The sequence below is a fragment of the Nonomuraea sp. NPDC049607 genome, assembly GCF_040675375.1.
Lineage (GTDB): Bacteria > Actinomycetota > Actinomycetes > Streptosporangiales > Streptosporangiaceae > Nonomuraea.
This window is the reverse complement of record NZ_JBFAOV010000033.1, coordinates 1-16,806: the sequence shown is the minus strand read 5'-3', so window position 1 is coordinate 16,806 and position 16,806 is coordinate 1. Positions and strand designations below refer to the sequence as shown.

Annotated in this window: 19 protein-coding genes; 10 read left to right on the top strand and 9 right to left on the bottom strand. The window is 68.0% G+C overall.

Annotation, left to right across the window (positions count from 1 at the left end; genetic code table 11):
- Positions 1–69 precede the first annotated feature (69 nt).
- Positions 70–1,242, top strand: coding sequence for a HAMP domain-containing sensor histidine kinase (locus AB0J97_RS40775; RefSeq protein ID WP_364099459.1), 1,173 nt, complete (start codon positions 70–72; stop codon positions 1,240–1,242).
- 53 nt (positions 1,243–1,295) lie between these two features.
- Here AB0J97_RS40775 and AB0J97_RS40770 read toward each other — a convergent pair whose 3' ends face one another.
- Entirely contained in the window at positions 1,296–1,976 is a 681-nt protein-coding gene (locus AB0J97_RS40770; RefSeq protein WP_364099456.1) for a hypothetical protein, read from the bottom strand.
- The gene (locus AB0J97_RS40765; RefSeq protein ID WP_364099453.1) at positions 1,973–2,533 is read right to left on the bottom strand and encodes a sigma-70 family RNA polymerase sigma factor; all 561 of its coding nucleotides are present in this window, start codon (positions 2,531–2,533) and stop codon (positions 1,973–1,975) included. Before AB0J97_RS40765 ends, AB0J97_RS40770 begins: the two co-directional genes overlap by 4 nt.
- A 203-nt stretch (positions 2,534–2,736) precedes the next feature.
- On the opposite strand from AB0J97_RS40765, the gene AB0J97_RS40760 reads away from it, so the two are divergent.
- Entirely contained in the window at positions 2,737–2,907 is a 171-nt protein-coding gene (locus tag AB0J97_RS40760; protein ID WP_357706786.1) for a hypothetical protein, read from the top strand.
- A gap of 24 nt (positions 2,908–2,931) precedes the next feature.
- Positions 2,932–3,360 (top strand): hypothetical protein, encoded by a 429-nt coding sequence (locus AB0J97_RS40755; RefSeq protein WP_364099450.1) that lies wholly within the window; start codon positions 2,932–2,934, stop codon positions 3,358–3,360.
- A gap of 76 nt (positions 3,361–3,436) precedes the next feature.
- Here the strand turns inward: AB0J97_RS40755 and AB0J97_RS40750 are convergent, their stop codons facing one another.
- Positions 3,437–4,105 (bottom strand): DUF6198 family protein, encoded by a 669-nt coding sequence (locus AB0J97_RS40750; RefSeq protein ID WP_357706784.1) that lies wholly within the window; start codon positions 4,103–4,105, stop codon positions 3,437–3,439.
- A gap of 62 nt (positions 4,106–4,167) precedes the next feature.
- The gene (locus AB0J97_RS40745) at positions 4,168–5,928 is read right to left on the bottom strand and encodes an adenine deaminase C-terminal domain-containing protein (RefSeq protein WP_364099447.1); all 1,761 of its coding nucleotides are present in this window, start codon (positions 5,926–5,928) and stop codon (positions 4,168–4,170) included.
- Between the two features lie 250 nt (positions 5,929–6,178).
- Here AB0J97_RS40745 and AB0J97_RS40740 point away from each other — a divergent pair, with 250 nt between their 5' ends.
- Positions 6,179–7,090, top strand: a complete 912-nt coding sequence (locus AB0J97_RS40740; RefSeq protein WP_364099444.1) for a LysR substrate-binding domain-containing protein — start codon at positions 6,179–6,181, stop codon at positions 7,088–7,090.
- A 34-nt stretch (positions 7,091–7,124) separates the two neighbouring features.
- On the opposite strand, the gene AB0J97_RS40735 is transcribed toward AB0J97_RS40740, so the two are convergent.
- Together AB0J97_RS40735 and AB0J97_RS40730 are read right to left on the bottom strand one after the other, a co-directional pair.
- Positions 7,125–7,277, bottom strand: coding sequence for a hypothetical protein (locus AB0J97_RS40735; RefSeq protein WP_364099441.1), 153 nt, complete (start codon positions 7,275–7,277; stop codon positions 7,125–7,127).
- A 492-nt stretch (positions 7,278–7,769) separates the two neighbouring features.
- On the bottom strand, positions 7,770–8,357 hold the full coding sequence (locus AB0J97_RS40730) for a TetR/AcrR family transcriptional regulator (protein WP_364099438.1): 588 nt from the start codon (positions 8,355–8,357) through the stop codon (positions 7,770–7,772).
- A gap of 90 nt (positions 8,358–8,447) precedes the next feature.
- Between AB0J97_RS40730 and AB0J97_RS40725 the strand changes: the two genes are divergently transcribed.
- Positions 8,448–9,386 (top strand): alpha/beta fold hydrolase, encoded by a 939-nt coding sequence (locus tag AB0J97_RS40725; RefSeq protein ID WP_357706776.1) that lies wholly within the window; start codon positions 8,448–8,450, stop codon positions 9,384–9,386.
- Between the two features lie 40 nt (positions 9,387–9,426).
- Here AB0J97_RS40725 and AB0J97_RS40720 read toward each other — a convergent pair whose 3' ends face one another.
- Entirely contained in the window at positions 9,427–9,879 is a 453-nt protein-coding gene (locus AB0J97_RS40720) for a MarR family transcriptional regulator (protein WP_364099435.1), read from the bottom strand.
- 63 nt (positions 9,880–9,942) lie between these two features.
- Between AB0J97_RS40720 and AB0J97_RS40715 the strand changes: the two genes are divergently transcribed.
- On the top strand, positions 9,943–11,064 hold the full coding sequence (locus tag AB0J97_RS40715) for an FAD-dependent monooxygenase (RefSeq protein ID WP_364099432.1): 1,122 nt from the start codon (positions 9,943–9,945) through the stop codon (positions 11,062–11,064).
- Positions 11,065–11,090: 26 nt separating this feature from the next.
- On the opposite strand, the gene AB0J97_RS40710 is transcribed toward AB0J97_RS40715, so the two are convergent.
- Both AB0J97_RS40710 and AB0J97_RS40705 read right to left on the bottom strand, forming a co-directional pair.
- Complete coding sequence (locus AB0J97_RS40710; RefSeq protein WP_364099429.1) at positions 11,091–11,531, bottom strand: hypothetical protein; 441 nt, start codon at positions 11,529–11,531, stop codon at positions 11,091–11,093.
- Positions 11,532–11,639: 108 nt separating this feature from the next.
- Positions 11,640–12,005: a hypothetical protein gene (locus tag AB0J97_RS40705; protein ID WP_364099426.1), complete on the bottom strand. Its 366-nt coding sequence runs from the start codon at positions 12,003–12,005 to the stop codon at positions 11,640–11,642.
- Between the two features lie 478 nt (positions 12,006–12,483).
- Here AB0J97_RS40705 and AB0J97_RS40700 point away from each other — a divergent pair, with 478 nt between their 5' ends.
- The 4 genes from AB0J97_RS40700 to AB0J97_RS40685 all read left to right on the top strand — a co-directional run.
- Positions 12,484–13,266 carry a class I tRNA ligase family protein gene (locus tag AB0J97_RS40700; RefSeq protein WP_364099423.1) on the top strand — a complete coding sequence of 261 codons (783 nt, stop codon included), beginning with the start codon at positions 12,484–12,486 and terminating at the stop codon, positions 13,264–13,266.
- Positions 13,267–14,092: 826 nt separating this feature from the next.
- Positions 14,093–14,299: a cold-shock protein gene (locus tag AB0J97_RS40695; RefSeq protein ID WP_020545593.1), complete on the top strand. Its 207-nt coding sequence runs from the start codon at positions 14,093–14,095 to the stop codon at positions 14,297–14,299.
- Positions 14,300–14,651: 352 nt separating this feature from the next.
- Entirely contained in the window at positions 14,652–16,079 is a 1,428-nt protein-coding gene (locus AB0J97_RS40690) for a DEAD/DEAH box helicase (protein ID WP_364099647.1), read from the top strand.
- A gap of 337 nt (positions 16,080–16,416) precedes the next feature.
- Positions 16,417–16,806: hypothetical protein (locus AB0J97_RS40685; RefSeq protein WP_364099420.1), on the top strand; the 390-nt coding region annotated here is incomplete at its 3' end.

Below are 16,806 nucleotides of genomic sequence, written 5' to 3'. Positions count from 1 at the left end.
GCGGGACGCCCTTACCGCGCGCTTACCGCCGCGGTCCCCACAATGAGATCTCCGGCAGAAGGAGATCGCGTGCGATTACCGTTCCACGGAAAACCGCTCGGAGAGCTGTTCGGCAGGCTGAGCATCCGCGCCCGCCTCACGCTCACGTACGGGTCCATGCTGTTCGTCGGCGGCACGCTCCTCCTGACCGTCACCTACCTGCTGTTGCGCTCGGTGCTGGACAACGTGGAGTTCTCGCTCGACGTGCCACCGGGCACGCCCGACGCGTTGGTGACGATCTGGCGGCACCAGATCGAGATCCAGGCCGTCAAGCTGAACGAGCAGATACTGCGTCTCATGGTCCAGCAGTCCGTGCTGATCCTCCTGGGCGTCGGCCTGTTCGCGCTCGTCTGCGGCTACCTGGTCGCCGACCGGGCGTTGCGGCCCGTCGCCAAGATGACCGCGACGGCCCGCAAACTCTCCGAGAGCACGCTGGCCCACCAGCGCATCGACCTCCACGGCCCCGAGGACGAGCTGAAGGAGCTGGCCGACACCTTCGACTCGATGCTGACCAGGCTCAACAGCGCCTTCAACTCCCAGCGCCGTTTCGTCGCCAACGCCTCCCACCAGCTTCGTACGCCGCTGACCATCAACCGCACGGTCCTGGAGATCGCGCTCTCCGACCCGCTGGCCTCACCCGACCTGAAGGCCCTCGCCCGCACCCTGCTCGAAGTGAACGCGCGCAACGAGAAACTCATCGAAGGGCTGCTGCTGCTGGCCAGAAGCGAACGGGAGCTCGCGCGCAGAAGGCCGGTGGACATCAACGACGTGACGCTGACGGCGGTGGAACAACTGACGCCCTCCGCCGACCGGCGCGGCGTCACCGTCACCTCGCGCCTCGGCGGCACGACCATGCAGGGCGACCCGGTCCTCCTCGAACACGCCGTGGGCAACCTGGTGGACAACGCCATCAAGTACAACCTCCCGCAGAACGGGCAGATCTGGATCAGCACCGACGAGACGCTGACCGGGGAGGTCGTCGTCCACGTGGCCAACACCGGGCAGCCCGTGCCGGCGTACGAGATCGGCAGCCTGTTCGAGCCGTTCCGGCGGCTCAACTCCGACCGCGTGGACTCGGCGAACGGCTCGGGGCTGGGACTGTCGATCGTCCGCGCGGTCGTCCAGGCGCACGGCGGCCAGGTGACCGCGTCCCCGCGCGAGGGCGGCGGCCTCTCCGTCACGATCAGCCTGCCCAACCGCTGAGGGACGACCCCGCGACGGCCTGTCTGGAGGCCGTCGCGGGGGATCTCAGAGGGTCACTTGCCGGACGGCGGGTACGCCTCGGGGTGCTTCTTCGGGTCGGGCATCTGGTCCCAGGACGGGTCGTCGATCACCTTGCACGGCTTGGCCGGCCCGTCGACCACGAAGCCGCCGAACTGCCACAGCGCCCTGGGCTTCTCGGGCCCCGAGGTCTGGTCGTCGTCCTCGGTGAACTCCATGACGGCGGTCTGACCTGGCTTGATGCGCTTCGGGTCGATCTGCACCTGACCGTTGCCCAGCCGGAACGTCTTGGCGTTGGGGCTGTTCTCGATCGCCTTCCTGATCCTCTCGTGGACCGCGGGGTCCTTGCTCTGCAGCTCTTCCTTGGTGAAGGAGGGGCCGGCGTCGGCGGGCGCGCGGTCGGGGGCGCAGCGGGTGCCGGGCTTGAGGTAGGAGACGTCCGCGGGCAGGCCGAGCGCCGCCAGGTCCTTCTCCACCTGGCCGGGATCCTGGAACTCGTTGATCTTCAACGTGATCGTGCCGTCGGTGTTCTTGCTGACCGCGTAGGCGGGGGTGTCAGAGCCGTTGAGGAAGGGCGTCGCGACGGCCGCCGCGGCCAGGACGGCGGCCACCGCCGTGCCGGTGAGCAGGCGCCGCCTGGTGCGCCGGCTCCGGGCCCCGTTGCGGGCCTCGATCTCGGCTTTGAGCTCCATCAGTACGTGTTCCTTGAAGTTCATCGGATTCCTTCCATGACGAAGGGGGCCGTCTCCGGTACGTCCCTGAGCGCGTGGCGGGCGCGGTGCAACCTGGCGCGGGCGGCTCCCTGCCGGATCCCCAGAGCGGTGGCCGCCTCGCCGATCGTGAGCTGGTCGATGACGACCAGTTCGAGCATCGCGCGGTCACCGTCGGGCAGTCCGGCCATGGCCTGGAAGGCGCCTCTGGCCAGGTTCTCGGCGTCTATGCGTTCCACCAGCTCGGTCATGTCGTCGGGGGCGAGCTGCCGTCGCCCGCCCACCCGATCGGCCAGTCTCGTCTCCTTGAACGCCCGACGCCGCTCGGCCGAGAGCCTGTTGCGCGCCACGCCGTACAGCCAGGCGATCTCACTGCCGCGTCCGGGCCGATAGGTGTGCGCGGAGTCGAGCACCGCCACGAACACCTCCGCCACCAGGTCGGCGACCGTGTGCGGATCGTCGATCCGGCGTGCGAGGAACGAGGTGATCGCATCGACGTGACGCCGGTAGAAAGCCTCGAAAGCGTCCGGATCTGTAGCGATGTCCGGCTGTTTGCGACGCACCGGCCGTGCTCCCTTCGTCGATTACACCCCTTCTTGGTCAGTAGCCGAGAAAACGTTATGAGAGCTGACAGAACAGACACCTCGCGCCGCCCGCGTCCGGACACCGAAACCCGGACGACACCCGGCACGACCGTGGCTTATGCTCCTGATGCCACGGCAAACCGTCGGCCATCCCCCAGCAGCGAAGACGGACGGAACGCACGGTGAACCAGCCAGACGTCACCACCACGGTGGACATCGCCATCGCGAACGCCGCGCGCCTGCTCTACAACGCGGAGACGATCACCGACCTGGCGCTGATGGAACGCCTTGAGCGCCTCGCCGACTCCTGGATCTCCATCGCCGAGTTCCTGCACGAGCGTGACAAGAGCTAGCCGCGCGTTGCTACGGTGCCCGGCATGGGCCACCGCACGAGATCACTGAGCCGGGCGGACGTCACCACGGCGTTGGCCATGACACTCGACGCCGCGGGCCCCGCCGCCCCCTCGGCGCAGTACTTCGCCAGGTTCGCGGTGAACGGGGTCGAGGTCGAGCTCAGCACCGTCGAGAGGCCGGCCGGTTCGGACGTCCTGGAATGCGTAGGGGAGGGGCCGTGGCGGCATCACGTCCTGGTCGCGTGCGGCTCCCACCAGGTGCCGGCGGTCCGGCTGGAGATCCGGCTGGCCACCGAGCTCCTGCGCGACCGCGCCGACCGGTACGGCCCGATCATCGACCACCTGGGCGTCCACGGCTTCGACCCCGACCTGTTGCGGCGCGCGATGGACGCCTGCGACGTCCCGGCCGCCCGCCGGCAGCCGGTGCAGAACCTTCTCGTCTCGGGCGCCTGACCTCCTGAAACGACGGGGCCCCCGGGGCGTGGGCTTGTGCCCGGTCCCGGAGGCCCCTCTCGCGACTGACGTCAGCTCACGTCCGCGAGAACTTCTTGAACAGGTAGAAGTAGAGCTTGATGTACTGCCCGACGAGGATGCCGTTGATGATGGTGCCCTCGCGGATGAACTGCGGCCCGCCCAGGAAGATCAGCCCGATTCCGGCGGAGACGACCAGCAACGTGCAGTCGAAGGCCGTTTTGATGTTGCCCCACTTGTAGCCCGTCCGCTTGAAGACCGTGTTGACGAACATGTCGACCGGCATGAGCACCAGGTTCGCCCGGATCATCAGGAACAGCCCGAACGCCAACGTCGCGTCCGCGACCACCAGGAGGACGAACTTGGCGGCGTACACGTCCAGCACGATCCAGCTCGTCAGCATCAGGTTCAGATCGAGGAACGTGGCCAGGACGAGGGCCGGGATCAACGCCAGGAAGTTCCTGAGCTTGAAATCCTTCGGCAGGACGAGATAGGTCAGCAACAACATCAGCAGCTCAAGGGCGAAGTTGAACGTCCCCTGGCTGACCGAGGGGAAGACCAGCGTCATCGTCCGGGTGAGACTGCTCTGCGGCGAGATGCCGATCCCCGCCCTGATGGCCAGGCTGACCCCCAGGGTCAGCAGGTAGATGCCGGCGCCGTAGGTGATCCAACGCCGCACCAGGCTTCCGGTGTCGACGACTCCGGCCTCTTTTTCATGCTGTAGCACAGTTGCCTCCTTGGCTGTATTGCTGTTCCGGCCGGAGCCTGCCGGATGACGCGGTGTACGCCTCAGACCATGAACCCGAAGCGGTCGAGCGAGATGAAGAGGGTCAGCAGCTTGTTGACGACCGGCTCGCCCTCGTTGTGGTTGCCCAGCTTCTCCAGCGCGGCGTCGATCGACCGGGTCGCGTCGACCAGCTCGGGCAGGTTCATGTTCGCCATGACGCCGTAGATGTCGAGGGGCAGCGCGGCCTTCACCTGCCCGTCCTCGGTCACGACGCAGCCGCCGACGTAGGCGTCGAGCTGCTTGAGGTTGTCGCACATCTCGGCGCTGTCGGTGCCGACCACCACGAAGTAGGCGAAGGGCGCCGGCCAGAACGTCGAGACCGCCCCCCGGTCGATCGAGACGCCCTTGAACAGGCCGTTGACGACATGGCGGGTGCCGTCCGCGTAACGCTGCACGACGGAGATCCGGTTCAGCGTGACCCCGTCCACCTCGGGCACGACGGCGCCGTCCATGAACGGGACCCAGACCTCCTGCGCGAACTTGAGATGACCGCGCCCGTAGACGTCGAAGAGCAGGACCTTGGCCCGGCCGCCGTCCTCGGAGATCTCGATCGGCGTGAGGTCGAGCTGCGCGGGAGCCAGATCGGCCAGGCCCGGCCTGGGCTCCTGGACCATGACCGAATAGTCGAGGTCGACCGGCTTGAGGAGCTTGCGGTCCTTGGCGACCAGCTCGCCGCCCTTGAACACGTACCGAGGGTTGATCTTCGACAGGCTGTCGGTGAGCACGATGTCGGCGAAGCGGCCCGGGGCGAGCGAGCCGAAGTCGTGGTCCATGCCGAAGGAGCGCGCGGAGTACAGCGTGCCCATCTTGATCGCCTGGATCGGGTTGAGGCCCATCTCGACGGCCAGGGAGATCACCCAGTCGATGTGCCCCCTGGTCAGCACGCGGTCGACGGAGATGTTGTCGGCGCACATCTGGAAGTTCTCGGCCGGCCAGCGGCGCTTGACGATGGCGCGCAGCATGGTCTTGATCACCTCGGGGCTGCCGACGCCGAACTTGATCTGGGTCTGGAAGCCGTACCGGATGCTCTTCTCGATGTCGTCCTCGTTCCAGACATCGTGGTTGTTGTGCGCGCCGATCGCGGGCATGTAGTTCAGCAACATGTCCGACAGCGCCGTCACACCCCAGTGGCTGTTCACGAAGCCGCCCTTGGCGCGGCCCAGGGCGGACTTGCGGAAGTCGTCCTCGTTGCCCGTCATGTAGGAGAGGTGGGCCAGCTCGCCCAGCCCGATCACCGGGTCCATCTTCAGCATGGCGTCGGTGACCTCGACCGACGTCTTCTTGCCCGGCGCGAAGGCGTAGATCCGGTAGGGCAGCTTCTCGTAGTCCTTGAACAACGCCTCGGCGGCCGCCACGGCCTCGTCGCCCGCCGCGCTGGCGAAGTCCAGGGTCTCGGCGAAAATGGTGGTCGTGCCGCTCGGCACGATCGCCTCCCCGAACGCCGCCGGGTGGGCCAACTGGGCGTCGAAATGCAGGTGCGCGTCGATGAGCCCGGGGATCGCGTAAAGGCCCTCGCCGTCGAACACCTCGCGTACCCGCACGATCGACTCGTCGGGGTTCAGCGCGATGATCCGCTCGTTGTAGACGAGGATCGAACCCTGGTAGACGGTCTCGCTGTGGACGTCCAGAACGCTGAGGTTGCGCAGCAGCAGGTCTGCCTCCCTCTCTCCGTTCAGGATGTCGAAGACCGCCCGCACGTGGTCGTAGTGGACCGAGACCCGGTCCGCCCTACCGGTCTGGCCCGTCTTCTCCTGCTGGAGCATGATTTCCTCGCTTCAATACTCGGCTGTTGCGATTCCGCCGGCGGAACGAGCTCCAAGGACGCGGCTCCGGGATGCCGGCGGCCAGGTCGCGGAGTTGATCAGGGGCCGCCGGGGCCGTGTCGCTCGTACGCGCTGTGGCTATGAAATGGCACCGCACCGTTGCTGACAAGCAGCCGTTTTCGCACGGACTGTACTCTTTTTGCGCACAGTCCAGTTTTCTGCGCACGGTCCGGCCGGCCCGGGAGGCCCGATGCTCCACTCACGCCTGCTGCACTACATCGACGAGGTCGCGCGGTACGGCTCCATCCGGGCCGCCGGGGCAAGGCTCCACGTCGCGCCGTCGGCCATCAACCGGCAGATCCTGCTGCTTGAGGAAGAGCTCGGCGAGCCTCTCTTCGAACGCCTGCCGCGCGGCATGCGGCCCACTCCGGCGGGCGAGCTCCTCCTCGCCCACGTACGGAAGACCCTGCAGGAGTACCGCGAGGCCGTGACGGAGATCCGCGACCTGCAGTCACTGCCGAGCGGCGAGGTGGTGATCGCCACGATGACCGGCCTGGCCAGCAGCATCGTCTCCACCGCCACGGTGAACTTCCACGCCCGCCATCCCGAGGTGCGGATCTCCATCCGCGCGCTGTCCACCCACGAGATCCTGCGCGCGGTGGCGAACAGCGAGGCCGACCTGGGCCTGGGGTTCAACGTCCCGTCCTCGGCGCAGCTCGAACTCTGCTGGCAGATGGACACCCGGCTCGGCGCGGTCATCGCCCCGCATCACCCGCTGGCCCGCCTGGAGTCCATCCCGCTGGCCCAGTGTGCGGCCTACCCGCTCATCTTCGCGGACCGCTCGATGGTGATCCACGGCATCATCGCCGACACCTTCGCCGAGGCCGGCCTGAAAGTCGAACCCGCCTTCCACACCAATTCGATCGAGACGATGAAACGCCTGGCCGCCGCGGGGGAGGCCATCGCCTTTCTCAGCAGGTTCGACATGGCCGAGGAACACCACAACGGCACCCTCGCCTTCCGCCCGGTCCGCGACCGCGCCTTCAGCGACAACATCCTCTCGCTCGTCCGCCGCGAAAAACACGGTCACGGCCTGGCCGGCCTCCTGTTCGCCGACGAAATCATCCAGACCCTGGAATCCGTGGCCCACCCGCCCCTCTGACGCCCCGGCCTTTTCCCGCAGGGTACGGCGGTCGTCACGGGCATTCGGCGCGCATCATCTCGTCCATGAACCGGCCGAATTCGAGGTCGTAATACACCCGTGCGATGGGCCAGACCTCCTGGAACTCCTTTATCTTCACGTCCGCCCGCATGATGCGCTGCCAGGTGAGCCACACGTCGTCCGGCATGAGCCCGTTCTTGCGACTCAAATAGCAGCCCTCGAACCCACGAGGGTGCGGTAGTCGCCGTACTGCATCGAGCGCGTGAGAGCCTGTGACTGGCGTGAAACCAGTCTGAGCTGGAGAGTCGTGAGCAGCAAGGCGACCACCACCCCGAAGAAGGATGCAATCTGCAACCACTCTGACAATCGCATGACTCTCCTTTCCGCCTTCGATCGACCCGCTCCCGCCTGTGGTCGGTCCTCTCAACGAATTGCGGCCGTTCGCGGGTTCCGCGCCCTGCCATCGGTAAGGAATGCCAGACGAAAAGGAGAGTGGCGCAATAAATGCGTCCCATGCGCATCACGCCGCCGGAAAAAGCGTCGGCGGTATCCGTGGGTCCGGCGACCCCGCGCATTTCGAGGGCGGGGGACAGCCTGGTAGGGCCGGCGGAGATCTACCGCGAAGGCCGTGCCGAGGTAGGTTGAACACCTCCGGTGGGCGTTCTTGCGGAAGCCGTCGTCAGGAGTTCGCCCGTACGCCGATCCGGCCGAGCTGGTGGTCGAGGACCGCGACCGCCTCCGTGACGTCCAGTTCGCCGACCAGCACCCCGTCGGCCAGGCCGCGCGCGAGCCCGAGCAGCACGTGAGCCTCGGCACCCGCGTCGAGGCCCGGTTCCGACGCGGTGGCGGTCACGAGCGCGGCGATCTCGCGGTGGACCGTGTCGCCGCCCGCGCGGTACAGCTCGCGTACGTCGGGGTCGGCGACGGCCGTGGCCAGGAACGCGTGTCCGGCGAGCAGGAGCACGGGCGCGCGAGCGCCCAGCTGGACGACGGCGAGCAGCGTGCGCCGCAGCGTGTCGGCCGGGCTGCCGGCGTCCGGCAGCGCCGCGCGGACATGGCGCTCGATCTCCTGCCTGAGCAGGTGTGCGCTGGCCCGCAGCAGGTCGGCCTTCGCCGGGAAATAGTGCTGCACGAGCCCCTTGGAGACGCCGGCCTCCTGGGCGACCCGCCCCATGCTCACCCCGGCCAGGCCGTCGTGGGCGCACAACCTGAGTGCGGCGTGGGCGATCTCCGCCCGCCGCGCCGCGTGGTCCACCTGCTTCGGCACGGCCCCGCCCCCCTCTTCGCGATACGAGTGTATCGTGACATTTGATGCGATACGATCGTATCGCGAAGGGTGCGAGCGGAGGTCCCGTACGTGAACGATCTTGTGGAACCCAACATCGGAGCCGCGTTCCGCGGGCGGCGGCTCGGCCACTTCCGTGACGCGTCCGCCTTCGCGCGCTACCGGACCGCCTACGACCAGGCCATGGCCCGACTGCCCGAGCCGGATCTGGTCCAGGACGTGGCGACCCAGTTCGGGACCGTCCGGGTCCATCGCTTCGGCGCGGGCGACGGCGTGCCGCTTCTCCTGCTGCCGGGACGCACCGCGTCCACCCCGATGTGGGAGGCGAACCTGGCCGGGCTCGTCGCCCACCGCCCGGTCTACGCGATCGATCTGCTCGGCGAGCCCGGCCTCTCGGTGCAGACGCGGGCGTTCACGACCGCGGCCGACCAGGCGAGCTGGCTGACGGAGCTGCTGGACGGGCTCGGCCTCGACCGGGTGCACCTCTTCGGGGTGTCCATCGGCGGGTGGAGCGCCTTCCATCTCGCCCTGAACGTCCCCGAGAAGATCGCCTCGGTGAGCCTGCTCGATCCCGCCGTGCTCTTCGGCCGGATCACCTGGAAGGTCATCGTCATCTCGCTGGGCTCGGTGGTGCCGTTCTTCCCCGAGTCGTGGCGCAGGAAGCTGTTGAGCTGGATCTCCGGCGGCGCCGACGCCTCCGACGACGAGCCCGTCGCCAACCTGATCTCGGCCGGGATGCGGGACTTCACCGCCTTCCTGCCGCCGCCGACGTACCCCGCGGACGACACGGTGGCCGGACTCGACGTGCCGGTGCTCGCCCTGATCGCCGGGCGCAGCATCATCCACGACCCGCGCAAGGCCGCCCGGCGCGCCCGCCGCCTGCTCGCCAAAGGCGTCGTCGAACTGTGGCCGGACGCCTCCCACGCCATCAACGGCGAGTTCCCCGAGCGTGTCAACGCCCGGGTCCTGACCTTCGTCGACGAGGTCGACCGCACCCGCGAGACGCCGTGACGCGCGCGCCGGTGAGAGCGAATGGAGGTGAGGGGGCCCCTCAGCCGGACTGCTCGCGCAGTTCCCTGGTCGCCGAGCGGTAGGCCCGCGCGACGCCGGTGAGGATGCCCAGCATCAACGGCACCTGCTCCGGCGGGTAGTCGGCGCGGATCTCGCCCAAATGCCGCTCGGAGGTGATGCGGGTGGCGTGGTACTCGGCCATGCCACCTTCCAGTAGTTCCACGGTGACCATGCGCCGGTCGCGCTCGCCGCGCACCCGCCGTACGTAGCCGGCCTTCTCCAGACGGTCGATGAGCCGGGTCGCGGAGGCGGACGGCAACCCCAGTTCCTCGGAGATGACTCCCACGGGAAGCGGGCCGCGCATCTCCAGCAGGATGAGGGCCGCCACGTCCACGTGGTGCACGCCCAGCCGGTCCGCGATCGCCTCGATGTGCAGCATGACCGCGATCAGGAACTCGCGGAAGACGTCCTCTTCTGGGTGCTTGTCGGTCACTCGGCCCAATGTACTTCACCGCGATGTATCTTTGAATCGAAGTAACTTCGATTTGGAGAGAAAATGGACGTTCTTGTCATCGGGGCCGGGGTGGGCGGCCTGGCCGTGGCGCGGAGCCTGCTGTCCGCCGGCCACCAGGTGCGGATCTTCGAGCAGGCGCCGGCCCTGCGGACGGGCGGCGCGGGCCTGAGCATCTTCAGCAACGGCGCGGCGGTGCTGCACGATCTCGGTGTCAGCCTCGACGGGGTCGGTGGCCGGTTCGACCGGATCGACGCGCTGACCTCCGACGGACGACTGCGGCTCAGCTCCGACATGGCCCATGCGGCCGCGCTCTACGGTTTCCCGAACAAGTCGATCTCCCGCCGCCTTCTGCTGGAACGGCTGTCCGACGGGCTGCCCGACGACCTGATCGGCTACGGCACGGCCCTCCGGACGGTGACCCAGGACGGTGACCACGTCACGGCGACCTTCGACGACGGCTCGACGATCACGGCCGACCTGCTCATCGGGGCCGACGGCCACCACTCGGTCGTCCGGCGCGAGCTGTGGGGCGACGTCCCCATCCGGACGGCCACCTTCGGCACCTGGCAGGCCCTGAGCCCGATCGACATCGACCTCACCCGCACCCACCTCCACCTCATGATCACCGGGCGGGAGGGCGCGTGCGGCATGATCCCCGCCGGGGACGGCAAACTCCAGTGGTGGTTCGACGTGCGCTGGTCCCCGGGCGAGCCGCGCCCCGCCGCGCCCCTGGCCGAGCTCAGGCGCCGCTTCGGTCACTGGGCGTCGCCCGTCCCCGAGCTGCTCGCCCAGGCGTCCGAGGACGACCTCGACTTCTTCGGGCATCACTGGCAGAAGGTGCGCCGGGAGTGGGGCAAGGGCCGCGTCACCCTGCTCGGCGACGCCGCCCACCTCATGCCGCCCACCCTCGGACAGGGCGCCAACCAGACCCTTGAGGACGTGTGGGTGCTCGGGCGCGAGCTCGCCAAGGGCGGCGACCCGGCGGAACGGCTACGCGCCTACGAGCGGGCCCGCTACCCGCACGTCAACCTGGTGTCCAGGATGGCCAGGCGCAGCCCGGCCAACTGGCGCATCCCGCCGTTCATCGGCCGGATGGTGCCCGAGACGTCCCAGAGCGGGATGCTCGCCCGCTTCAGCAACCGTCTCACGGCCCTCGCAGGCTGAGAGCGGGGATGCGCCGCTGCCCGCGTTCACTTCCTGGCGGGGAAGGCGGCACGCAGCGACGAACCGCGGGTGATGAGGGCGACCCCGCCCAGAGCCGGCGCGGACAGGCCCTGGAGCACGGCGTACCAGGTCGGGCACAGGCCGGGGATCAGGTCGACGGCGACGATCGCGATGGGCAGGGTGGCCGACAGGGTGCGTACGCGGTCGAAATCCTTGTACGACCCCTGCGAGGCGCGGACGGTCATGCGGTGGATCAGCGGGGCGACCGCGACCAGGATCACTCCCCTGATCCACATGAACGCCGACGCCTCCTGCCCGGCGAACGTCGTCACGGCGACCACCCCCAGGACGATGACACCGACGACGCCGAAGAGCGTGACGCACTTCTTCATCGTGGCGAAGGCGTCCTGGGTGCGGGCCTCGCCGAGGGGCGCCGTCGCGGTCGTGGTGAGGCCGGTGTTCGCCATGGTCGTACTCCTCCGTGTCGTTGTGTCAACGATGCTAGGAAGAGGGGATTCGGCCCGGTATGCGGCTGGCCGTACGGATGGGTGGGCCTGGACCCACTCCCGGATCGGCTAACCGTCCTGCGCGGCCTCCTGGACCCGTGCCACGGCCAGCTCGGCCGCGGTCCTGGTCAGTGCGGGGTCGAACTCGCCGACGTTGCCGTCGTGCTCCAACGCGATCAGGACGTTCCCGACCCGGACGATCACGATGTCGGTCGCGATCATCATGCCTGACATGTGGGAATCCGACTCCAGCTTGCTGTTCACGAGCCCGCTGCGGAACCTGATCCCGTAGGCGCCGTCCCCGAGCCGGCCGATCGACAGCTTGCGGATGATCTCCCTGGAGGCGCCGGTCCTGATCGTGATCCTGCCGCAATGGCGGATCACGGCCTTGGCCGCGCGTTCCAGGGCGGACAGCTCACGGGAGGTGCCGCTCACGATGTACTCGCTGATCCCCTCCCACCTGTCCGTGTGCTTCAGCGCTGTCGAGACCTTGGTCCGATAGACCGGGACGAGTTTTTTGACGGCCGTGGCGCAGGGCTTCGTGTGGCTGAATTCGGGGTGCAGAAGTCCTCGGGTGCGGAATCCGCGACGGACGAACCCGTCTCCGAGGTCCTCGGGGGCGAGAAGCGCGGCCTTGGACGGGGCCGCGGACAAGTCGTGGGCCATCGCGGGGGCGGGCACTAATAGCGTCCCGCATAAAAGGGCGGCCAGGAGAAAGGATCGCTTCGTCGTCACACCGGCCACATTAGAAGCGTCGGCCGACGAAAGGGAGAGGTGTTCGCCCGGCGGGAGAGCACCCGGGCACGGCACGCTGCAGTTTCGACAGCGCCCGTGACGCGAGCCGGGCGCACCGGCCGCCTCCTGATCGGCATGCGTCGTCCCGCGTCACAGAACTATTGATTGCTTGGCCCGGATGGGCAGGCCGGGCCTGCCGCATTACGGCCATCTCCTGACCGGGTTCGTGAAGGACGTGGTCCCACGCTACAAGACCATGCGCGGTTACCGGGTGGATCGCCGGTTCGGCTGGGACTGCCACGGCCTGCCCGCCGAAATGGAGGCGGAAAAGCAGCTCGGGCTCTTCGGCCGGGCGAACATCATCAAATATGGCGTCGACCGGTTCAACGAGTTCTGCCGGAAGTCGGTGCTGGCCTACCGCGACGAGTGGGAGTGGTACATCACGCGGCAGGCCCGCTGGGTCGACTTCGAGCAGGACTACAAGACGATGGACCTCTCCTGCATGGAGAGCGTCATTTGGGCCTTCAAACAGCTCCACGGCAAGGGCCTGGTTCATCAGGGTGAGCGGGTGCTGCCCTCTTGCTGGGAATGCGAGACCCCGCAGGTGATCGTCCAGCTCGACCTCGTCAGGGACGCGGCCATCATCAGCGAGGGGCTGGTCCGCGACCTGGTCCAGCAGGAGCGCAAGAACCTGGGGCTGAAGGTCACCGACCGCATCCATCTGACGCTGGGAGCCGACGTCGCCCTTCGCGCGGTGGTCGAGCAGCACCGTGACTTCCTCGCCGAGCAGACGCTCGCCACGTCGGTGGAATGGGACGCCAACGCCCTGGCAGCCGAGCAGAAGCTGTCGGACGGCAACGCCGTCCGGATCGTCGTCCGCGTGGACGGCGCGTCCCATGGAGCACGCGCCACGAGCGGCCCTGACGCCGGCCCGCTGGCGGCACCTGGCAGCGGCCGCTGACCGCGATCCAGACCGGGCAGGACGCCCAGAGCCGCCTGGACCGGGACGTCTCCGTGGACTCCACGGAATGGCGGTTGAACGCGATGATCAGGCCGCCGTCGAAGCCGTGATCGTGCTCACGGACAGCAGGTCGGCCCAGCCGCATCGATCAGCACGGTACCGGTGTGAGTTCCCTGGGCTGCGACGCCGAATCCGGACCCGCCCAGGGGACCAGGAGTGATGCCGATTCGTTGCAGAGTGTCTCCGGGGGACAGGTCCCGCGTGAAGCCGGCGCAGTGCCCTTCGTAGGTCGCCCGCAAATGCCGTCCGGTGCCATGTCGTGTCGGGTGCCGACGAGCATCCAACGAGCAGCCATGGGACGGGTGTCATCCCTTGGCCATGCGCACTCTCATTCCATTGGCTGGCCGGGATGCATGATCCATCCGCTAGCCCCTGCCCGACCGGTCGGGCAGGGGCTAGGTGAATCTCGACGGCTCGGATCGCTGATTGCCGGGTCTGGAGGTCGCCGGTCACTCGGCCATGAGGCCCGCGTCGGGTGGCGCGGTGCGGGCAACAGCGCAGTTGAACCTGGAACTTGCAGGTCAAGGCGGCAATGGCGCGCGGATGATGTCGGCGCTGACGGGGGCATGCGCAGCACGACGGCACATGTGCTAGATTGGGATCAGTTGCAGTTGTGGTACCCATAAAGACTTGTGTGCACCTGACGGTATGTAGCCTCAGGTGCATTTTTTGTTCTCCGGTCATCTCCGGGTGTGTGGTCCTATCGCGGCGACGCGGAATCCGTTCGATGCGGATTCCGGCTTTGCACCCATCGAAGGAGATCAACATGGCTTCTGGCACCGTGAAGTGGTTCAACGCGGAAAAGGGCTTCGGCTTCATCGAGCAGGACGGCGGCGGCGCCGACGTCTTTGCGCACTACTCCAACATCGTCGCCAACGGCGGCTACCGTGAGCTGCGCGAGGGCCAGAAGGTGGCCTTCGACGTCACGCAGGGCCAGAAGGGCCCGCAGGCCGAGAACATCGTTCCCGCCTGACACTGCGCACCACGTAGCCGGGGCCCGCGCCGCAGGGTGCGGTCCCCGGCGCGTTGCTTTTGTGGCATCCATCGTGCCGTGATGACCTCACAACCCGAGAAGCGCAGCATGTCTGTTCTTCCGCCGCACACCGGATGCACCACCGATGGCTCCGGTTCGGGCATAGGCCCGCTCCAGTTCCAGGGCGCCGCATCACAGCCGCGTTCTTCCCGGCGAAAGCCGACCATTTCGACGTACGAGCCCAGGCTGTTTCCGCCGGTTCGACTCGTCTTTCTTCGGCTCGTGCTAGCTGTTCTTGTGCCGCTCATCGCGCCGAGGATCCTGACACGTGCCGCATCGAGGAAGGTTCTGCATGAACCACGCAACTCGCGCGCACGATCGCAACTCTTCGCCCCGTACGGGCGGCTCCGCCCGAAGCAGGGGCGGCCGATTCAACTCTCCGGCTCAGGGCCGTTCAGGCGCCTCCAACCGGTCCGGCAACGGGCGGCGTCCCGCCGCGCTCCAGAGAGAGTTCGCGCTGCCGGTCACCGTAACCCCGGCCCTGCCGGCAGCCGCGACATTCGCTGAGCTGAGCATGCCGCCCGCACTGCTGAAGGTGCTCAGCGGCCTGGGCGTGAACGAACCGTTCCCCATCCAGGCGGCCACGCTGCCGAACTCCCTGGCCGGCCGGGACGTCCTGGGACGGGGGCGCACCGGGTCGGGCAAGACACTCGCCTTCGGCCTGGCCCTGCTCGTCCGCACCTCCGGACAGCGCGCACAATCGCGGCGACCGCTTGCCCTGATCCTCGTCCCCACCAGGGAACTGGCCCAGCAGGTCACCGATGCGCTCACGCCGTACGCCCAAGCACTGAAGCTGCGGCTGGCCACGGTCGTCGGCGGCATGTCGATCAGCCGCCAGGCCCATGCGCTGCGCAACGGTGCCGAGGTCGTCATCGCGACCCCGGGACGGCTCAGGGATCTCATCGAGCGCGGCGACTGCAGCCTGGACCAGGTCGGCATCACCGTGCTGGATGAGGCCGACCAGATGGCCGACATGGGCTTCATGCCGCAGATCACCCACCTGCTCGACCAGGTGCGCCCAGATGGCCAGCGGATGCTGTTCTCCGCCACTTTGGACCGCAACGTCGATCTGCTGGTCCGCCGCTATCTGAGCGACCCGGTGGTCCATTCGGTCGACCCCTCGGCGGGCGCGGTCACCACGATGGAGCACCACGTGCTGCACATCCAGGGTGCCGACAAGCAGGCCACCACTGTGGAGATCGCTGCTCGCGACGGTCGGGTGATCATGTTCCTGGACACCAAGCACGCTGTGGACCGGCTCACCGAACAGTTGCTGAACAGCGGAGTGCGCGCCGCCGCGCTGCACGGAGGCAAGTCCCAGCCCCAGCGCACGCGCACCCTCGCCGAGTTCAAGAGCGGCCACGTCACGGCGCTGGTGGCGACCAACGTCGCGGCCCGCGGCATCCACGTCGACAACCTGGACCTCGTCGTCAACGTCGACCCGCCGAGCGACCACAAGGACTACCTGCACCGCGGTGGCCGCACCGCCCGCGCCGGCGAGTCCGGCAGCGTCGTCACCCTGGTGCTGCCCAATCAGCGCCGTGACATGACCCGCTTGATGGCCGACGCCGGTATCGTCCCGCAGACCAGCGAGGTCCGTTCGGGCGAGGCCGAGCTGAGGCGTATCACGGGCGCCCAGGCTCCCTCAGGCATCCCTGTGACCATCACAGCACCGGTTGTCAGTCGTCGGTCGGGACGGAACGGCAGACGATTCCGGTAGCAGCGGATGGGGCTCGCCCAAGGCCAGGTGGTCAAGGCTTTTGGGCTGTTGGCAGGAGTGCTGAAGAGATTGGCCGGGCGGTGTGGATACCCGGCCGATCTTGCAGATGAGTTGGCTGCCGGCCCAGCGAGACAGTCGTCGGTACATGGTGTCGAGGGTGACATCGCGGAGGTGGCGGGCGATGTCCCGGCCTGGTCAGGGGCGGTTGGGGTCATGGTGGAGCAGGGCCAGGACCTTGCGCCTGCCGATAATGTCATCCGACCAGGTCATGGGCTTGCTGGGGATCGCCTGACGCACATGATCTCCAGCCGTCCGGAGTGCGGCATGATGATCGTTCGTGCTCTTTCGTCTGGCCTATCTCGCCGTCACGAACACCTTCGCCGTACTGCGGTTGCTACCGATGGGGGATCGGGACAAGGACGTCGAGATCCTCGCTCTCCGCCATCAGATAACCGTTCTCGAACGGCAGCTCGGCGTCGGTGCCAGGGTGAGATTCGCTCCCGAGGACCGCGCCTTCCTCGCCGCCCTGCTGACGTCGCTGCCCCGCGAGGTCCTGCGCCGGGTGCGGCTCCTCGTCCGCCCGGACACCGTCTTGCGCCGGCACCGCGATCTGATGAGACGTCGTCGTGCCGGGAGCTGTCGGCCGAAGCGGCCGGGGCGCCCGCCCACGGTCCGTTCCATCCGCGCACTCATCCTGCGCCTGGTCCGGGAGAACCCCTCCTGGGGC